Here is a 15045-nt window from a genome sequence, read left to right as displayed (position 1 = left end):
AATTTCAAAGGATTTCGCACAGAGTGTGACCGTGTTTCGCGAAATCCAAGGCCTAATCCAGCCAGGGGGCGGGATCGATCGGCCGCTCGCCACGGCGCAGCTCGAAATAGGCTTCGGCGTCCTCGCCGGTCTTGCCCAGACTCTGTCCCGCGCTGACCCGCTGGCCGACCTCGACATCGACGCTATCCATGCCCGCGAGCACAGCACGCCAGCCGGGGCCGAGCTCCAGAATGACAATCTGGCCCCACTCCTTCAGCGTGCCGGTGTAGATGACACGACCGGGGGCCGGTGCCTCCACGCTTTCATGGCTGGACCGCCAGCGCCAGCCCGCCGAGCCACCGCCATAAGTCTGCGACGGCGTACCCTTCACGGGGCGCACCAGACGCTCGCGTCCCGCTGGCAGGCGCGACACCGCCTCTTGCGCGGTCGCCTCGCCCAAGGCCGGCAGCTTTCCGCCCAATTCGCGGATGCGCGCTTCCAGTGATGCCGTGGCACGCTCGGCACGGGCAGCCTCGGCACGCAGCACCGCGCGCAGCTCGGTCTTGCGGGCCGTCAGGTTTTCGATTTCGGCGCGACGCTGGCTTTGGGCGCTTTCGACCGTAAAGAGCTTCTCGCTGGACATGGCGGCCAGACGCCGGATGCGGCTGATCTCTTCCTGACGCTGAACCAGAGCCTCGGTGCGCTTCTGGATTTCGGGCGTCATGGCACGGATCATGATGTTGGCGCGCACCGTGTCGCGGGCCTTTTGCGCAGGCACCAGCAAGGGCGGCGGCGGGCGACGCGACATCATCTGCAAGGCCGACAGCAGGCGCCCCTGCACCGCGCTTTCGCGCGACATATCAGCCAACAGCGCCGCCTCGCGCTCGCCCAGCACCTTCAGTCGGCTGCGCTGGGCCTCCATCTGCAAATCGTCATGCGCTTCTTCGCGACGCAGTTCGGCCAGCTGGCGATCCAGATCCACCAGAGCCTCGGCGGCCTCGGCCGCATCGGCCCGAAGGCGACGCGCGCGGGCCATTTCATCGCGGTACTCCGATTGCAGCCGCGCCAGTTCGCTGTTCGGCTCGGTCGCGCGCTGCCCCATGGCCGAGCCTGCTGTCAGCAGGACCAGCGCACTGGAGGCCATCAATACGGGAAGGGAGCGACGCATCAGTCGCGATGATAGGGCGAACCCGCCAGAATAGTCACGGCCCTATAGACCTGCTCGGCCAACATGGCGCGCGCCAGAGCGTGCGGCCAGGTCTGCGGACCAAACGCCAGCGTGGAGCGGGCCGCTTCGCGCACGCGAGGATCAAGCCCGTCCGCCCCGCCGATCACGAAGATCAGACGGCGTTCGCCCTGATCGCGCAGGGCAGCGATATGTTCGGCAAAGGCGCGGCTGGAATAGGCCTTGCCGCGCTCGTCACAGGCAATCAGGCGGCTGCCCTCGGCGGCGGCCAACAGCAGGTCGGCCTCTGGCCCCTTGCCCGCTTTTCTGGGCTCCAGATCAATCAGTTCCAGAGGCCCCAAACCCAAAGGGCGACCCGCAAGGGTCGCCCGTCGGGCATAGTCATCGGCCAGAGAGGCCTCGGGACCGCGGCCCGGTTTGCCGATAGCCGCGATCGCCAGCTTCATCTCTACAGTCCGTCAGACGCGAAATAGATCAGCTGCGACCAACGCCGCGGTGGGCGCTGTCAACGGCCCAGATCTTTTCGATGTTGTAGAAGGTGCGCACTTCAGGGCGGAACAGGTGGACGATCACGTCGCCTGCATCCAGCAGCACCCAGTCACAGTGCGGCAGACCCTCGACCTTCACCTTGCCAAGGCCCATGTCCTTGAAAAGGCGCAGAAGGTGGTCAGCCAAGGCACCCACGTGACGATGCGAGCGACCCGAAGCCACGATCATGGCGTCGGACATCGGGCTCTTGCCACGCAGGTCGATCAGAACGATGTCTGAGGCCTTGTCGAAATCAAGTTTGGACAGGATCGCGTTTTCAAGCTCGGTCTGTCCGACCGGCAGCGGTTCGCGATCGGCGTCGATATTCTGTTCGGACTCGTCGTCGAAATAGTCCTCAGCCGAATGGAGAGGATCAAGGACGTCCGTGTCACGCTCCGCCGATTGGGCGGTTACGTCGTGCGCGTCTTGCGCAGATTGGGGGCTCAGCGGAGGGCTCCAGAGAGGTTTTACCAAAGTCCCCATATAGCACGAATGCGCCGAAGCGTCACCCGACTTCGGTACGACGTGACCGCGCAGCCCGAATGGCCGTCGAAGAGCGTGGATTCAGGGGCGCAGTGATGTAGGTCCAGGCGGGCGCTTCCAGACTGGCCAGCAGGCCCGCCTGCGCGGATGGAATGCGCGCGCGGGCAAAGCGTACCGCCGCGGGAGCCGAGCGGCTGTCCAGCAGGCTGCCGGGCCGTGCGATCACCGCCATCGGCATCAGGCGCATGATGTCGGTCCAGCCTCTCCAGCGGTGGAAACCCGCCAGATTGTCCGATCCCATCAGCCACACAAAGCGCACACCCGGATGCCGCGCGACCAGGGCGCGCAGAGTATCAACCGTCCACTGGGTGCCCATGCGGGTTTCGACGTCCGAGACGATCATACGCGGGCCGACCATGCGGGCCGCTTCGCGTGCCGAGGCCATACGCTCTTCCAGCGGGGCCATCTCGTGCGAGGATTTCAGCGGATTTTGCGGCGAGACCAGCCACACCACGCGGTCCAGATCCAAACGACGCATGGCGGTTTCGGCCACATGGGCATGGCCGTCATGGGCCGGATTAAACGACCCGCCGAACAGGCCCACCTTCATGCCGGGTGCCAGATGCAAACCGTCCCTCAGCGCCCCCGAACGGAGACCGCCGCCCTTGGGCGCAGGTCCTGCATGGAAGAATGTCACGGGAGGATATCAGCCGGCGTTGAAAGTGGACGTTGCGGCAAGCCGCTTTTGCTCAGTCCTGCCCTAACACGCGTTTAGGGGTCTGTCTCGACTGAAAACGTCCGGATGCGATCAGAACTCGCGCCAGCTTGATCCCGGTTCCCGCTCGCCCGGCTGGGCCAGCTGTTGCCCCCAGGTCAGCACCATCAATGCGCGGTGGCTGCGGATCTTGTACTGGCCGATCATGGGGGTGACAGCCCCCAGCGGCATGCCCGTGCGGGTATCGTAGATAAAGCCGGAGAACTCTGCCACGCCCATACGGTCGCGGTTCGAATAGATCGACAACTCGGGCAAGGAGACGACGTTGAAGTTTTCGTTGATCGGCACCCGCATTTCCGGAAGGCCGAACACGCGCCGCATCTGTTCCAGCGAGAGCGCCGTCGCGCGCACCTCGAACACTGCGTCCGACTCGCCACGTTCCCGTACCAGCGCATAGCCCGCCTCGGACAGGGCCGCGCGGATCGCGCTCAGCGCATAGCGGGCATTTTCCGCTTGGAAATAGGTTTCGTCGACAAAGATGCGGGCCCCTTGCGGGACCGGCAGGATCAGGCCTTCAACAGCCCGCTCGGCGGCGCGATTGACCAGCAACATGTCCGTAGCGGTACGAGACGGATTGGTCTCCGTCACCGAAGCGCAGGCTCCCAGTGCAAGCACCAGAGCTGCAGCAATCGAAGTCCGTACCGCTACCATATTTACCAGCTTCCCGTATTTTCCATCGAGGCCCAAGGCTCGGCCGGAGCCAGACGCTCGCCCTTTTGCAGCAGTTCGACCGAGATGCCGTCAGGAGAACGCACAAAGGCCATCCAGCCATCGCGCGGCGGACGGTTGATGGTCACGCCGCCGGCCGCCAGTTTTTCGCAGGCGGCGTAGATGTCATCGACCTCGAAGGCCAGATGGCCGAAGTTGCGACCACCCTGATAGTCTTCAGTGTCCCAGTTATAGGTCAGCTCGACTTCCGGCTGTTTTTCAGCGCGGGCGCGGTCGGCGTCCAGCGGGGCGGCCAGATAGACGAGGGTGAACCGACCTTGCTCGTTCTCGATCCGGCGGGTCTCAACCAGACCCAGCAGATTGCAGTAGAAGTGGAGCGAGGCATCGAGGTCCTTAACCCGGACCATGGTGTGCAAATAACGCATGAAACCAACCTTACGCGATACCGGACCCGAGTGCACGCGCGCCTAACGGCACGCGGCGCTCGCCAAACGACAAGCTCTTAGTGAGCCTCGGGCGGACGCGCCGCCGGGTCGAGGTATTCGTTTTCGTTATGGTGGTTGGCCGACAGAACAAAAACGCGGTCGCAGTATTTGCATTCGACCGAGTTGTCCTCACCCATCTCCATATAGACGAGCGGGTGGCCAAGAGCACCGCCGCCGCCGTCGCAGGCGACACGCTTTTGCGTGACCACGATCTCTTCGGGCTGGGGAGCGATGCTGTCAGGATGGCGCGGAGGCATGGAACACGTCCTCTGGAAAATAGTTCGCTCTTCCTAGGTGGACGCCGCCGTCAGGTCAAACCTTGCCTTCGCGCCGTGACCGTTTTCCGTAACGATTATCAAGCAGAAGGCGTGGCCTTGGCTCGACCGAACCAGCGCGCCAGCATGGCCTTGCGGCGTGTATAGAGGCTGAGCCCCAGATAGGCCGCGCCGATCCACAGCCCCGCCTCGCCCACCACGGCAAAGATGCCGCCCACCCAAAGGGCCGTCGCCGTGCTGACCCAGCCCAGCTTCAGGGCCACGATCATGGCCGTAAAGCCTGCATAGCCGACCGCGCAAGCCGCGAGGGCTCCATAACCAATCATCCGGCGACGCGGCGAAGCCTTCGTAGCCGTCGAAGGGGTCGGCGTGACGGTGTCCAACTGCACAGCACTCATGGGGGCAACTCCTGTCTGTCTTGCTTGCTTGTCTTTGTGACAAGTCTGTTTGACATACGATAAAGGCGGATGTCAAGCACACTTGTCAAAGCGGGGCAGGGATCGCCCTAAATGCTCACCCCGCTTGGCGAAGACGGCAATCGTGCCTACCTATGCCGCGTTGTTTCCATGACCCAGCCGAAGCCCCACTCCATGACCGACACCGCGCCCGTGGCGAACGCCTTGCCTGTTAACGCCATCGAAGTTCGCGGTCTGAAAAAGACCTATAAGGGCACCAAAAAGGCCCCGGCCAAGGTGGCTCTGAGAGGCGTCGATCTGACAGTGCCGCGCGGCTCCATGTTCGGCCTGCTGGGTCCCAACGGTGCGGGCAAGTCGACCCTGATCAACATCATCGCCGGTGTGGTCAACAAATCCGAAGGCACGGTGAAAATCTGGGACCGCGATATCGACACCCATGGCCGCGATGCCCGCGCCGCACTGGGCGTGGTGCCGCAGGAAGTGGTGGCCGACGTCTTTTTCACCCCGCGCGAGTCATTGGAGGTTCAGGCCGGTTTCTATGGCGTGCCCGCCGACGAGCGCCGCTCGGACGAACTGCTGGCCGCGCTGGGCCTTTCGGACAAGGCCAATGCCTATGTGCGCCAACTGTCGGGTGGCATGAAGCGTCGCCTGATGGTGGCTAAGGCGCTGGTGCACAACCCGCCGGTGCTGATCCTCGATGAGCCGACCGCGGGCGTGGACGTCGAGCTGCGCCGCCAGCTTTGGGACTATGTGCGCAAGATCAACGAGGAAGGTGTGACGGTCATCCTGACCACCCACTACCTCGAAGAAGCCCAAGAGCTTTGCGACACCATCGCCATCGTCAACCGTGGCGAGGTCATCACCTGCGAGCCGACCCAGCAGCTGCTGCGCCGTCTGGATACCCGCAATGTGGTGGTGGTCCCCGAAACGCCGGTCGAGACCCTGCCGGAGCTCAACGGTTTCAGCGTCGCCCCGCGCGCGAATGGCTCGTTCGCCGTCACCTATCGCACCGGTCAGTCCAGCGTGGAGCAGGTACTGAATGCCGTGCGCGCCGCTGGCATCACCATCCGCGACATCACAACCGAGGATCCGGATCTGGAAGACGTCTTCTTGGCCCTGACCTATGGCGACACCAGCCGCCCCGATCCGACGCAGGACTAAGGTGCCCCTTCAGTCGCCTCAGGTGACCATGACCGTGCCGAGCAGGACCTTGGCCCCTGCCCTTCCCAGCACGCGATCTGTGGCCCTCTGAAGGGTCGCAGTGATCGCATCCAAGTCCGGCACAGCGTGGGGCAGCATACGCGAGGCATAGAGCTGAATGGCCTCGTTGAAGGCTGCATTCAGGCGCGGCTGTGACAGCTTGGCGCGCTCGAACAGTGCGCCATCGGCAATATCCAGTGTGCTTTCGACCGACATGACGCCGCGCCGCCCTGTGCGGCGCAAGACCGTGGCATTGATCAGAGCCATACGCAGCTGGCCACCCGCCGATGAGCCACCCTCGGCCTTGGGGCCAGCATAGGCGGCGGGTGCCACAGCCATCAGGCAGCTGCTGGCCCATAGGCCGGTGATCATCTGACGTCTGTCCATACGGCCCCCTTATCACTGCCAAGCTTAAACGGCGGTTACACCTAGCGCTGTCTGACGCAGGCGTTTAGCTTTTGCCCATGACATTGCGTGATCTTTCCAACTACCGCCCCAATGTGGGGGTGGTGCTTTTTAATGCTGACGGCCGGGTCTGGCTGGGCCGTCGGGCCAAGACCCCGGGCCCTTTCAACTGGCAGTTTCCGCAGGGCGGCGTGGATGAAGGCGAAGACCTCGAAGCCGCCGCCCGCCGCGAACTGCGCGAGGAAACGGGCGTGACCTCGGTCGAGTTTCTGGCCCGCACCGACGAGTGGGTCAGCTACGACTTTCCCGATGAAGCCGCAGGCCCCAAGGCGTGGCGCGGCTTCAAGGGGCAGAAGCAGATGTGGTTTGCCTTCCGTCTGACAGGCCCAGATAGCGAAATCGACCTGTTTGCCGATGATGAGGTCGAATTCGAAGACTGGCGCTGGGGCGAACTGGCCGAGGCCGTCGATCTGATCGTGCCGTTCAAACGCCCTGCCTATGAGGCCGTGGTTCAGGCGTTCAAACATCTGGCGGAGTAAAGAAAAAGGCCCCCGTCGCGATGACGGGGGCCTTTTTCATTTCAGTTCGGTTCGACCGCTTAGGCGACGATTTCCGAAGCCTCTTCGGCGAGAATGGTCAGACCCTCACCGTTGACGTCGGCAAAACCGCCTTTGACGTCGAAGCGACGACGGGCATTGCCTTCGTAGATCGTGATCACGCCTTCACGCAGCGTGGTCATGAACGGGGCGTGGCCCGGGAGGACGCCGAAGTCGCCCTCGACACCCGGTGCGTCGACCTGATCGACCTGGCCCGCGAAGATTTCGCGTTCCGGGGCGACGAGGGAGAAGTTCAGCTTGCCGGTCATGGATTAGGCCTCGGCAGCCATCTTCTCGGCCTTGGCGACCACTTCCTCGATCGGGCCAACCATGTAGAAGGCGGCTTCCGGCAGGTGGTCGTATTCACCGTCGCAGATCGCCTTGAACGAGCGGATGGTGTCAGCCAGCTCAACGAAGGCACCCGGGGTGTTCGTGAACTGCTCGGCCACGTGGAACGGCTGCGACAGGAAGCGCTGGATCTTACGGGCGCGGGCCACGACCAGCTTGTCGTCTTCCGACAGTTCATCCATGCCCAGAATGGCGATGATGTCCTTCAGCGCCTTATACTGTTGCAGGATTTCCTGAACGCGACGGGCCACGGTGTAGTGTTCTTCACCGATGACCAGCGGGTCCATGATGCGCGAGGTCGAGTCCAGCGGGTCCACAGCCGGGAAGATAGCCTGAGCCGCGATGTCGCGGTTCAGAACGGTCGTCGCGTCCAAGTGGGCGAAGGTACCAGCCGGAGCCGGGTCGGTCAGGTCGTCGGCCGGCACGTAGATGGCTTGAACCGAGGTGATCGAGCCCTTCTTGGTCGAGGTAATGCGCTCTTGCAGGTTACCCATTTCGGTCGCCAGCGTCGGCTGATAGCCCACGGCCGACGGGATACGACCCAGCAGAGCCGACACTTCCGAACCGGCTTGGGTGAAGCGGAAGATGTTGTCGACGAACAGCAGCACGTCCTTGCCTTCTTCGTCGCGGAAGTATTCTGCGATCGACAGGCCGGTCAGTGCCACACGGGCACGGGCACCCGGAGGCTCGTTCATCTGGCCGTAAACCAGGGCGCACTTGGAGCCCACGGTCGAACCGCCGTTTTCCTTCGGGTCGACGTTCACGTTCGACTCGATCATTTCGTGGTACAGGTCGTTACCTTCGCGGGTACGCTCGCCCACGCCGGCCAGAACCGAATAACCGCCGTAAGCCTTGGCGATGTTGTTGATCAGTTCCTGCATGGTCACGGTCTTGCCCACGCCGGCGCCGCCGAACAGGCCGATCTTGCCGCCCTTGGTGTACGGGCAGATCAGGTCGATGACCTTAATGCCGGTGACCAGGATTTCAGCCGAGGTCGACTGTTGGTCGAAGGTCGGAGCGTCCTTGTGGATCGGACGGTATTCGGTGGTCTGGATCGGGCCAGCTTCGTCGATCGGCTGACCGACGACGTTCATGATGCGGCCGAGGGTGCCCGGACCAACCGGAGCCATGATCGACTTGCCGGTGTCCACAACCGGCTGGCCGCGGGTCAGGCCTTCGGTGGTGTCCATGGCGATGGCGCGGACCATGTTCTCGCCGAGGTGCTGGGCAACCTCGAGAACCAGGGTGAAGGGCTCGCCGGTCTTCTGGTCGACGTTCTGGGTTTCCAGAGCGTTCAGGATGGCCGGCAGTTGGCCTTCGAACTCGACGTCGACAACGGCGCCGATGACCTGGGCGATCTTGCCCTGGCCAGCAGCGGGGACGGTGGCGGCGGCAGCGGTCTTCTTGGCAGCCGGCTTCTTGGCGGCGGGTTTCTTCGGAGCGGTGGCGTCGGTCATGGGTGTGTCCGGTTCGGAATGGTGTCGTTCGGGATCAGATGGCTTCGGCGCCAGCGATGATCTCGATCAGCTCGGTAGTGATCTGGGCCTGACGTTTGCGGTTGTACTGCAGGGTCAGGGCATTGATGAGGTCGCCCGCGTTACGCGTGGCGTTGTCCATCGCAGCCATCTGCGAGCCGAAGAAGCCCGCTTGGTTTTCCAGCAGTGCCGCCAGGATCTGGGTCGTCAGGTTACGCGGCAACAGGGTCTCGAGGATTTCCTCTTCCGACGGCTCATACTCGTACAGAGCCGTGCTGTTGTCTGCCGACGAAGCCGCTTCGACTTCAGCCGGAACCAGCTGTGCGCCGGTCGGAACCTGTTGGATCACGGACTTGAACTGGCTGTAGAACAGCTGGACCACATCGGCCTCGCCGTTCTCGAACATTTCGGCAATCAGTTCGGCAATCGGCTGGGCCGAGTGCAGACCGACAGTCTTGTGTTCCGACAGTTCAAAAGTGCGGACCAGCTTTTCGCCATACAGGCGGGCCAGCTGGTCGCGGGACTTGCGACCCACGGCAATGATCTTAACGTCCTTGCCCTGTGCGATCAGGCTGTTGATGCGCTCGCGCGCAGCCTTGATCACGTTCGAGGAGAAGCCGCCGGCCAGACCCTTGTCTGCGGTGGCCACCACGATCAGGTAGCGTTGGTCCTCCCCGGTCCCAGCGAGAAGGCGCGGAGCATCCGCACCTTGCACACCGGCGGCCAGGTTGGCGATCACCGAAGCCATACGCTGGGCGTAAGGACGGGCATTTTCAGCCTGTTCCTGTGCACGCTTCAGCTTGGCCGCGGCGACCATGTTCAGGGCTTTCGTGATCTTCTGCGTCGACTTAACGCTTCCGATCCGATCGCGCATTTCCTTGAGGCTGGCCATCCGGCGTTACTCTCGCTTCGGTTGGGGCTCTTAGGCGAAGGTCTTCACGAAGGATTCCAGAACGCCCTTCAGCTCGGTTTCGAGCTCGGCGGTCAGGTCCTTCTTGGTGCGGATGCCTTCCAGCAGCGACGCGTTGTTAGCGTGCACGCGGGCCAGCAGTTCCTTCTCGAAGCGACCGACGTCGGCCACTGCGATACCGTCCAGGTAGCCACGGGTACCGGCGTAAACCGACACAACCTGCTCTTCCATGGTCAGCGGAGCGTACTGCGGCTGCTTCAGCAGCTCGGTCAGGCGAGCGCCACGAGCCAGCAGCTTCTGGGTCGAGACGTCGAGGTCCGAACCGAACTTGGCGAAGGCTGCCATTTCGCGGTACTGGGCCAGCTCGCCCTTAATCGGGCCAGCGACCTTCTTCATCGCCTTGGTTTGAGCCGACGAACCGACGCGCGACACCGAGATACCGACGTTCACAGCCGGACGGATGCCTTGGTAGAACAGGTCCGATTCCAGGAAGATCTGGCCGTCGGTGATCGAGATCACGTTGGTCGGGATGTAGGCCGACACGTCGTTAGCCTGGGTTTCGATGATCGGCAGAGCGGTCAGCGAGCCCGAGCCGTAGTCGCCGTTCAGCTTGGCCGAACGCTCGAGCAGACGCGAGTGCAGGTAGAAGACGTCGCCCGGGTAAGCTTCGCGGCCCGGCGGACGGCGCAGCAGCAGCGACATTTGACGATAGGCAACAGCTTGCTTCGACAGATCGTCATAAACGATCAGGCCGTGCATGCCGTTGTCGCGGAAGAACTCGCCCATGGCAGTACCGGCGAACGGAGCCAGGAACTGCAGCGGAGCCGGTTCCGAAGCGGTTGCGGCAACCACGATGGTGTATTCCAGAGCGCCCGACTCTTCGAGGGTCTTAACGATCTGGGCAACGGTCGAGCGCTTTTGGCCCACTGCAACGTAGATGCAGTACAGCTTTTGCGACTCGTCGTCCGACTTGTTCAGCGGCTTCTGGTTCAGGATGGTGTCGACGGCGACGGCGGTCTTGCCGACCTGACGGTCACCAATGATCAACTCGCGCTGGCCACGGCCGATCGGGATCAGGGTGTCGATCGACTTCAGGCCGGTCTGCATCGGCTCGTGAACCGACTTACGCGGGATGATGCCCGGAGCCTTAACGTCAACGCGGCGACGCTCGGTGAACTCGATCGGGCCCTTGCCGTCGATCGGCTCGCCCAGCGGGTTCACGACGCGGCCCAGCAGGCCCTTGCCGACCGGCACGTCCACGATTTCGCCCAGACGGCGAACGTCGTCGCCTTCCGAGATTTCGGCATCGGTGCCGAAGATCACGACGCCGACGTTGTCGCGTTCCAGGTTCAGGGCCATGCCCTTCACGCCAGCTTTGGTGAATTCCACCATTTCACCGGCTTGGACATTGTCCAGGCCGTGAACGCGGGCGATACCGTCGCCGACCGACAGCACTTGGCCGACGTCGGAGACATCAGCTTCCACGCCGAAATTGGCGATCTGCGACTTGAGAATGGCCGAGATTTCGGCAGCGCGGATATCCATGGTGAGCTCTCTGGCTTTCGTCTTCGGTGCGAACCTTGCGGTCCGTCTAATCTTTTAAGTTCGGATCTGGTGGTCTTATGCGCGTTTCAGCGCGAAGGTCATCTGGTCGAGCTTGGTCTTCAGCGAGGCATCGAACAGTTTCGAGCCTACCTTGACCTTCAGACCACCCAGGATCGACGGATCGACGCGGGTAGTCAGTTCCGGATCACGGCCGAGAGCGGCACGCAGTTCGGATTGAATCTTCTTGGTTTGGGCCGCGCTCAGCGCCACAGCCGACACCACCTCGGCAGCAACCATACCGGTCTTCTTGGCATACAGAGCCTCGAAACCGGCGATCACGCCCGGCAGGTCTACCGCGCGACCGTTCTTGGCCAGCAGGCCCAACAGATTGCGGGTCACGGCGTTGAACTGGGCCTTGTCGGCAATCGCCACCAGACCCTTGGCCTGATCTTCGGCACCGATCACCGGCGAGGTTGCCAGACGGCGCAGGTCGGCGCTCTCCAGCCACGCGGCTTTCAGCGACGCCAGATCGGCGCGCACGGCGTCCAGCACGCCCTTGTCTTCTGCGAGGTCGAACAGTGCCTGAGCATACCGTCCGCCGACTTCCGTCGTCCTGAAATCGTCCGCCACTTATGTTTGGTCCGCATATTGAGCGTTGCATCAAAATCGGCCGCAGTTTCCCACGCCGATCAAGGGCTTGATATGCTTATACAAAGCACACCGAGGACGTATCTTCCGACACGCCCTTCGCTAAAGCCGCGCGGCCAATACCACGCAAGCGGGCTTGCCGCAACCAATGGAGACGGAACGATAACGCCGCACCCGCGCTCTAGGACGATAAGGACGGCAGACATTGGTCGAGCATGCACAGAATTCGGGAGCAATCCCACAAGGTGCGACGACAGAAGCACCCCTTTTCCCCTTGATGCGCGATCACGCGACCGTTACCGAACGGCCTTCAACTTCTTTCAGGAACTTCGATGTTCGATAGCATAACCGCCTTGTTGTCCGATCCGGCCGCTTGGGCAGCCCTTGTGACCCTCGTGGCCATGGAAGTCGTTCTTGGCATCGACAACCTGATCTTTATCTCGATCCTGTCCAACAAACTGCCGCCGGAACACCGTCAGCGCACGCGCCGTATCGGTATCGGTCTGGCGCTGGTCATGCGCCTGGGTCTGCTGGCGACCATCGGCTGGATCATGGGCCTGACCCAACCGGTCTTCGATCTGGGCATTTCGGGTGCCAACTTTGAAACCGAATTCACTTGGAAAGACCTGATCCTGATTGCAGGCGGTCTGTTCCTGGTGTGGAAGGCCACCAAGGAAATCCACCACGCCGTGGACACCACCCCGGCCAACGACAGCCTGCTTGAAAAAGACAAGAAGGACGTCGTGATCACCAATGTGGGTTCGGCGATCTTCCAGATCATTCTGCTGGACATGGTGTTCTCGGTCGACTCGATCCTGACCGCCGTGGGCATGACCGAGCACGTGCCGATCATGATGGTGGCCGTCATTATCGCCGTTCTGACCATGCTGCTGGCCGCCGACCCGCTGGCCAACTTCATCGACAAGAACCCGACCGTCGTCATGCTGGCGCTGGGCTTCCTGCTGATGATCGGTGCCGTTCTGATCGCAGACGGCTTCGGCGTGCACGTGCCCAAGGGCTACATCTACGCCGCCATGGCCTTCTCGGCCCTTGTTGAAGGTCTCAACATGTGGACGCGCAATGCCAAGATGAAGAAAGAGGCTGCCGAGGCAGCTCTCAAGTCCAAGCCGGATAATCTGGAGGCCTGACCCCGGATATCAGGCTGACAGCCAATCAGGAGCCCCGTCGAAAGGCGGGGCTCTTTTTTGTGCTCAGAGGAAACTATACGGATCGATATCCACCGTCAGACGCACCGACGCTGGCACTTTCACCCGCGACAGCCACGCCCGCAGAAAAGCCTGCATATTCACATCGCGGTCCGCCCGTATCAGCATACGCTTGCGACGGCGTCCCCTGACCAGAGCCAGCGGCGCATCGGCGGGGCCATAGACCTCTAGCCGTTCGGCGTTGGGAATGGTCTCTGCCAGATCGCGGGCCGTCTTCTCCAACGCCATGGCGTTTTCCGAAGACAGGATCAGTGCCGCCAGTCGGCCATAGGGCGGCATGACGGCTACGTCGCGTTCGGCCATCTCGGCCTCGACAAAGGCGTCACGGTCATTGGCCGCCAGCGCTTCCAGCACCGGATGTTCGGGCGTCCAGGTTTGCAGCAGGGCACGTCCCGGCTTGTCGGCACGCCCCGCGCGCCCCGTCGCCTGTGCCAGCAACTGATAGGTGCGCTCTGCGGCACGCAGATCCCCCCCGCGCAGGCCCAAATCGGCGTCCACCACCCCGACCAGCGTCAGACGCGGGAAGTTGTGACCCTTGGCCGCAGCCTGTGTGGCCACCAGAATGTCGATCTCGCCCTCGGCCATGGACTGGATCAGCTCGCGCGCCGCCTGCCCGTCCGGCACCGTGTCCGAAGAAAAGACCGCCGTGCGCGCCTCCGGAAACAGTTGGCGCACCTCTTCTTCCACCCGCTCTACCCCCGGCCCGACCGAGACAAGCGTATCCTCGGCCCCGCATGACGGGCAGGCCTTGGGCTTGGGCATGGAAAAGCCGGTCAGGTGGCAGACCAGACGACCGGTGTAGCGGTGCTCGACCAGCCAGCTGTCGGTATCCGGTGCGGTTAGCCGATGTCCGCAGGCGCGGCACAGCACCACCGGTGCATAACCGCGACGGTTCAGGAACAGCAGGCTCTGCTCCCCGCGCTCCAAATTCGTGCCGATTTCCTCACGCAGGGGCTGGGACAGCCACGTCTGCGGATCGGGCGGACACTGGCGCAGATCGACCAGAGAAATATCCGGCAGCACCGCCACCCCGTGACGGGTACGCAGTTTCAGCCAGCGATAGCGGCCCTGCTGGGCATTCCATAGTGTTTCGAGCGACGGCGTGGCCGAGGCCAGTACCACCGTCGCATTCTCGATCCGGGCGCGCGCGACCGCCAGATCGCGACCGTGATAGACCAGCCCCTCTTCCTGTTTGTAGGAACCATCGTGTTCTTCATCGACCACGATCAGCGACAGGTTGCGATAGGGCAGAAACAGCGCCGAACGCGCGCCCACCACAATATTGCAGCGCCCCGCGGCCACCGCCTCCCACACCTGACGGCGTCGCGGCGGGGTCACGCCTGAATGCCATTCCGCCGGTGCCGCGCCAAAGCGTTTGGTGATCCGCTCGATCAGTGCCTGTGTCAGGGCGATTTCCGGCAGCAGGATCAGGATTTGCGCATCCGGCCTGGCCTTCAGCAGCTCGGCGGCGGCCTCCAGATAGGTCTCGGTCTTGCCCGAGCCGGTGATGCCATCCAGCAAGAACGGCGCGAAGCCGCCCGCCTTGGCCGCCTCGGCCATGGCGTGGCTGGAAGCCGCCTGATCGGGATTGAGATGCGACGGCGCATGATCCGGCAGCGGCGCATCAAAAGCGGCCACTGCCTCGACCTCGAAGGCTTCCAACACGCCTTCATCCACCAGCCCTTTGACCACACCGGTCGAGACCTCAGCCGCGCGGGCCAGATCGGCGGGGGTCATGGCGCGGTCTTTCAGCGCCTCAAGCACGGCGGTGCGCGGAGCCGTAATCCGCTGGGGCTGGCGCATGCCCACGCGGCGCACGCGGCGCTCGGGCCGGGGGCGTGGCGCGCGCGGTCATCGAATGGCGCGCGAGGCCATTTCACCCCGCGGGTTCAGCGT

The 15045-nt window shown here is 63.1% G+C and carries 17 protein-coding genes and 1 pseudogene; 3 read left to right on the top strand and 15 right to left on the bottom strand.

Features of this window, described 5'->3' with window-relative positions:
* Positions 1-52: 52 nt before the first annotated feature.
* The 8 genes from B3B04_RS09315 to B3B04_RS09280 all read right to left on the bottom strand — a co-directional run bounded on the left by B3B04_RS09315 (position 53) and on the right by B3B04_RS09280 (position 4778).
* Positions 53-1147: a murein hydrolase activator EnvC family protein gene (locus B3B04_RS09315; RefSeq protein WP_292042180.1), complete on the bottom strand. Its 1095-nt coding sequence runs from the start codon at positions 1145-1147 to the stop codon at positions 53-55.
* Positions 1147-1611, bottom strand: a complete 465-nt coding sequence (rlmH, locus tag B3B04_RS09310) for a 23S rRNA (pseudouridine(1915)-N(3))-methyltransferase RlmH (RefSeq protein WP_292042179.1) — start codon at positions 1609-1611, stop codon at positions 1147-1149. The genes B3B04_RS09315 and rlmH overlap by 1 nt, the downstream gene beginning before the upstream one ends.
* A gap of 28 nt (positions 1612-1639) precedes the next feature.
* Positions 1640-2017: a ribosome silencing factor gene (gene rsfS / locus B3B04_RS09305; protein WP_292042230.1), complete on the bottom strand. Its 378-nt coding sequence runs from the start codon at positions 2015-2017 to the stop codon at positions 1640-1642.
* A gap of 181 nt (positions 2018-2198) precedes the next feature.
* A complete protein-coding gene (locus B3B04_RS09300; RefSeq protein WP_292042176.1) occupies positions 2199-2873 on the bottom strand; it encodes a nicotinate-nucleotide adenylyltransferase in 675 nt (224 codons plus the stop codon).
* Positions 2874-2984: 111 nt separating this feature from the next.
* The gene (locus B3B04_RS09295) at positions 2985-3602 is read right to left on the bottom strand and encodes a DUF6655 family protein (protein WP_292042174.1); all 618 of its coding nucleotides are present in this window, start codon (positions 3600-3602) and stop codon (positions 2985-2987) included.
* Positions 3603-3604: 2 nt separating this feature from the next.
* Complete coding sequence (locus tag B3B04_RS09290) at positions 3605-4045, bottom strand: VOC family protein (protein WP_292042171.1); 441 nt, start codon at positions 4043-4045, stop codon at positions 3605-3607.
* Positions 4046-4122: 77 nt separating this feature from the next.
* Positions 4123-4362 carry a zinc-finger domain-containing protein gene (locus B3B04_RS09285; protein WP_292042168.1) on the bottom strand — a complete coding sequence of 80 codons (240 nt, stop codon included), beginning with the start codon at positions 4360-4362 and terminating at the stop codon, positions 4123-4125.
* Between the two features lie 98 nt (positions 4363-4460).
* Entirely contained in the window at positions 4461-4778 is a 318-nt protein-coding gene (locus B3B04_RS09280) for a hypothetical protein (protein WP_292042166.1), read from the bottom strand.
* A 192-nt stretch (positions 4779-4970) separates the two neighbouring features.
* Here B3B04_RS09280 and B3B04_RS09275 point away from each other — a divergent pair, with 192 nt between their 5' ends.
* Positions 4971-5957 (top strand): ABC transporter ATP-binding protein, encoded by a 987-nt coding sequence (locus B3B04_RS09275; protein ID WP_292042228.1) that lies wholly within the window; start codon positions 4971-4973, stop codon positions 5955-5957.
* Positions 5958-5975: 18 nt separating this feature from the next.
* Here the strand turns inward: B3B04_RS09275 and B3B04_RS09270 are convergent, their stop codons facing one another.
* Positions 5976-6383 carry a Tat pathway signal protein gene (locus B3B04_RS09270; RefSeq protein WP_292042164.1) on the bottom strand — a complete coding sequence of 136 codons (408 nt, stop codon included), beginning with the start codon at positions 6381-6383 and terminating at the stop codon, positions 5976-5978.
* A 77-nt stretch (positions 6384-6460) separates the two neighbouring features.
* Between B3B04_RS09270 and B3B04_RS09265 the strand changes: the two genes are divergently transcribed.
* Positions 6461-6940 carry an RNA pyrophosphohydrolase gene (locus B3B04_RS09265; protein ID WP_292042163.1) on the top strand — a complete coding sequence of 160 codons (480 nt, stop codon included), beginning with the start codon at positions 6461-6463 and terminating at the stop codon, positions 6938-6940.
* Between the two features lie 59 nt (positions 6941-6999).
* On the opposite strand, the gene B3B04_RS09260 is transcribed toward B3B04_RS09265, so the two are convergent.
* From B3B04_RS09260 to B3B04_RS09240, 5 genes are all read right to left on the bottom strand, one after another.
* Positions 7000-7266 (bottom strand): ATP synthase F1 subunit epsilon, encoded by a 267-nt coding sequence (locus B3B04_RS09260; protein WP_242912335.1) that lies wholly within the window; start codon positions 7264-7266, stop codon positions 7000-7002.
* Between the two features lie 3 nt (positions 7267-7269).
* Positions 7270-8802, bottom strand: coding sequence for a F0F1 ATP synthase subunit beta (gene atpD, locus B3B04_RS09255; RefSeq protein WP_292042159.1), 1533 nt, complete (start codon positions 8800-8802; stop codon positions 7270-7272).
* A gap of 34 nt (positions 8803-8836) precedes the next feature.
* Complete coding sequence (locus B3B04_RS09250; protein WP_292042158.1) at positions 8837-9712, bottom strand: F0F1 ATP synthase subunit gamma; 876 nt, start codon at positions 9710-9712, stop codon at positions 8837-8839.
* Between the two features lie 30 nt (positions 9713-9742).
* Positions 9743-11275 carry a F0F1 ATP synthase subunit alpha gene (atpA, locus tag B3B04_RS09245; protein ID WP_292042157.1) on the bottom strand — a complete coding sequence of 511 codons (1533 nt, stop codon included), beginning with the start codon at positions 11273-11275 and terminating at the stop codon, positions 9743-9745.
* Positions 11276-11350: 75 nt separating this feature from the next.
* Positions 11351-11905: a F0F1 ATP synthase subunit delta gene (locus B3B04_RS09240; RefSeq protein WP_292042156.1), complete on the bottom strand. Its 555-nt coding sequence runs from the start codon at positions 11903-11905 to the stop codon at positions 11351-11353.
* A 350-nt stretch (positions 11906-12255) separates the two neighbouring features.
* Between B3B04_RS09240 and B3B04_RS09235 the strand changes: the two genes are divergently transcribed.
* On the top strand, positions 12256-13071 hold the full coding sequence (locus B3B04_RS09235) for a TerC family protein (RefSeq protein WP_292042154.1): 816 nt from the start codon (positions 12256-12258) through the stop codon (positions 13069-13071).
* A gap of 63 nt (positions 13072-13134) precedes the next feature.
* Here the strand turns inward: B3B04_RS09235 and B3B04_RS09230 are convergent.
* A pseudogene (locus B3B04_RS09230) lies at positions 13135-15045 on the bottom strand (primosomal protein N'); the annotation flags it as partial.

Source organism: Brevundimonas sp. UBA5713 (assembly GCF_002419815.1).
In the GTDB taxonomy this organism is placed as follows: Bacteria; Pseudomonadota; Alphaproteobacteria; order Caulobacterales; family Caulobacteraceae; genus Brevundimonas.
Note: the sequence above shows the minus strand (reverse complement) of the source record. Positions and strands in the feature narration are given on the sequence as shown.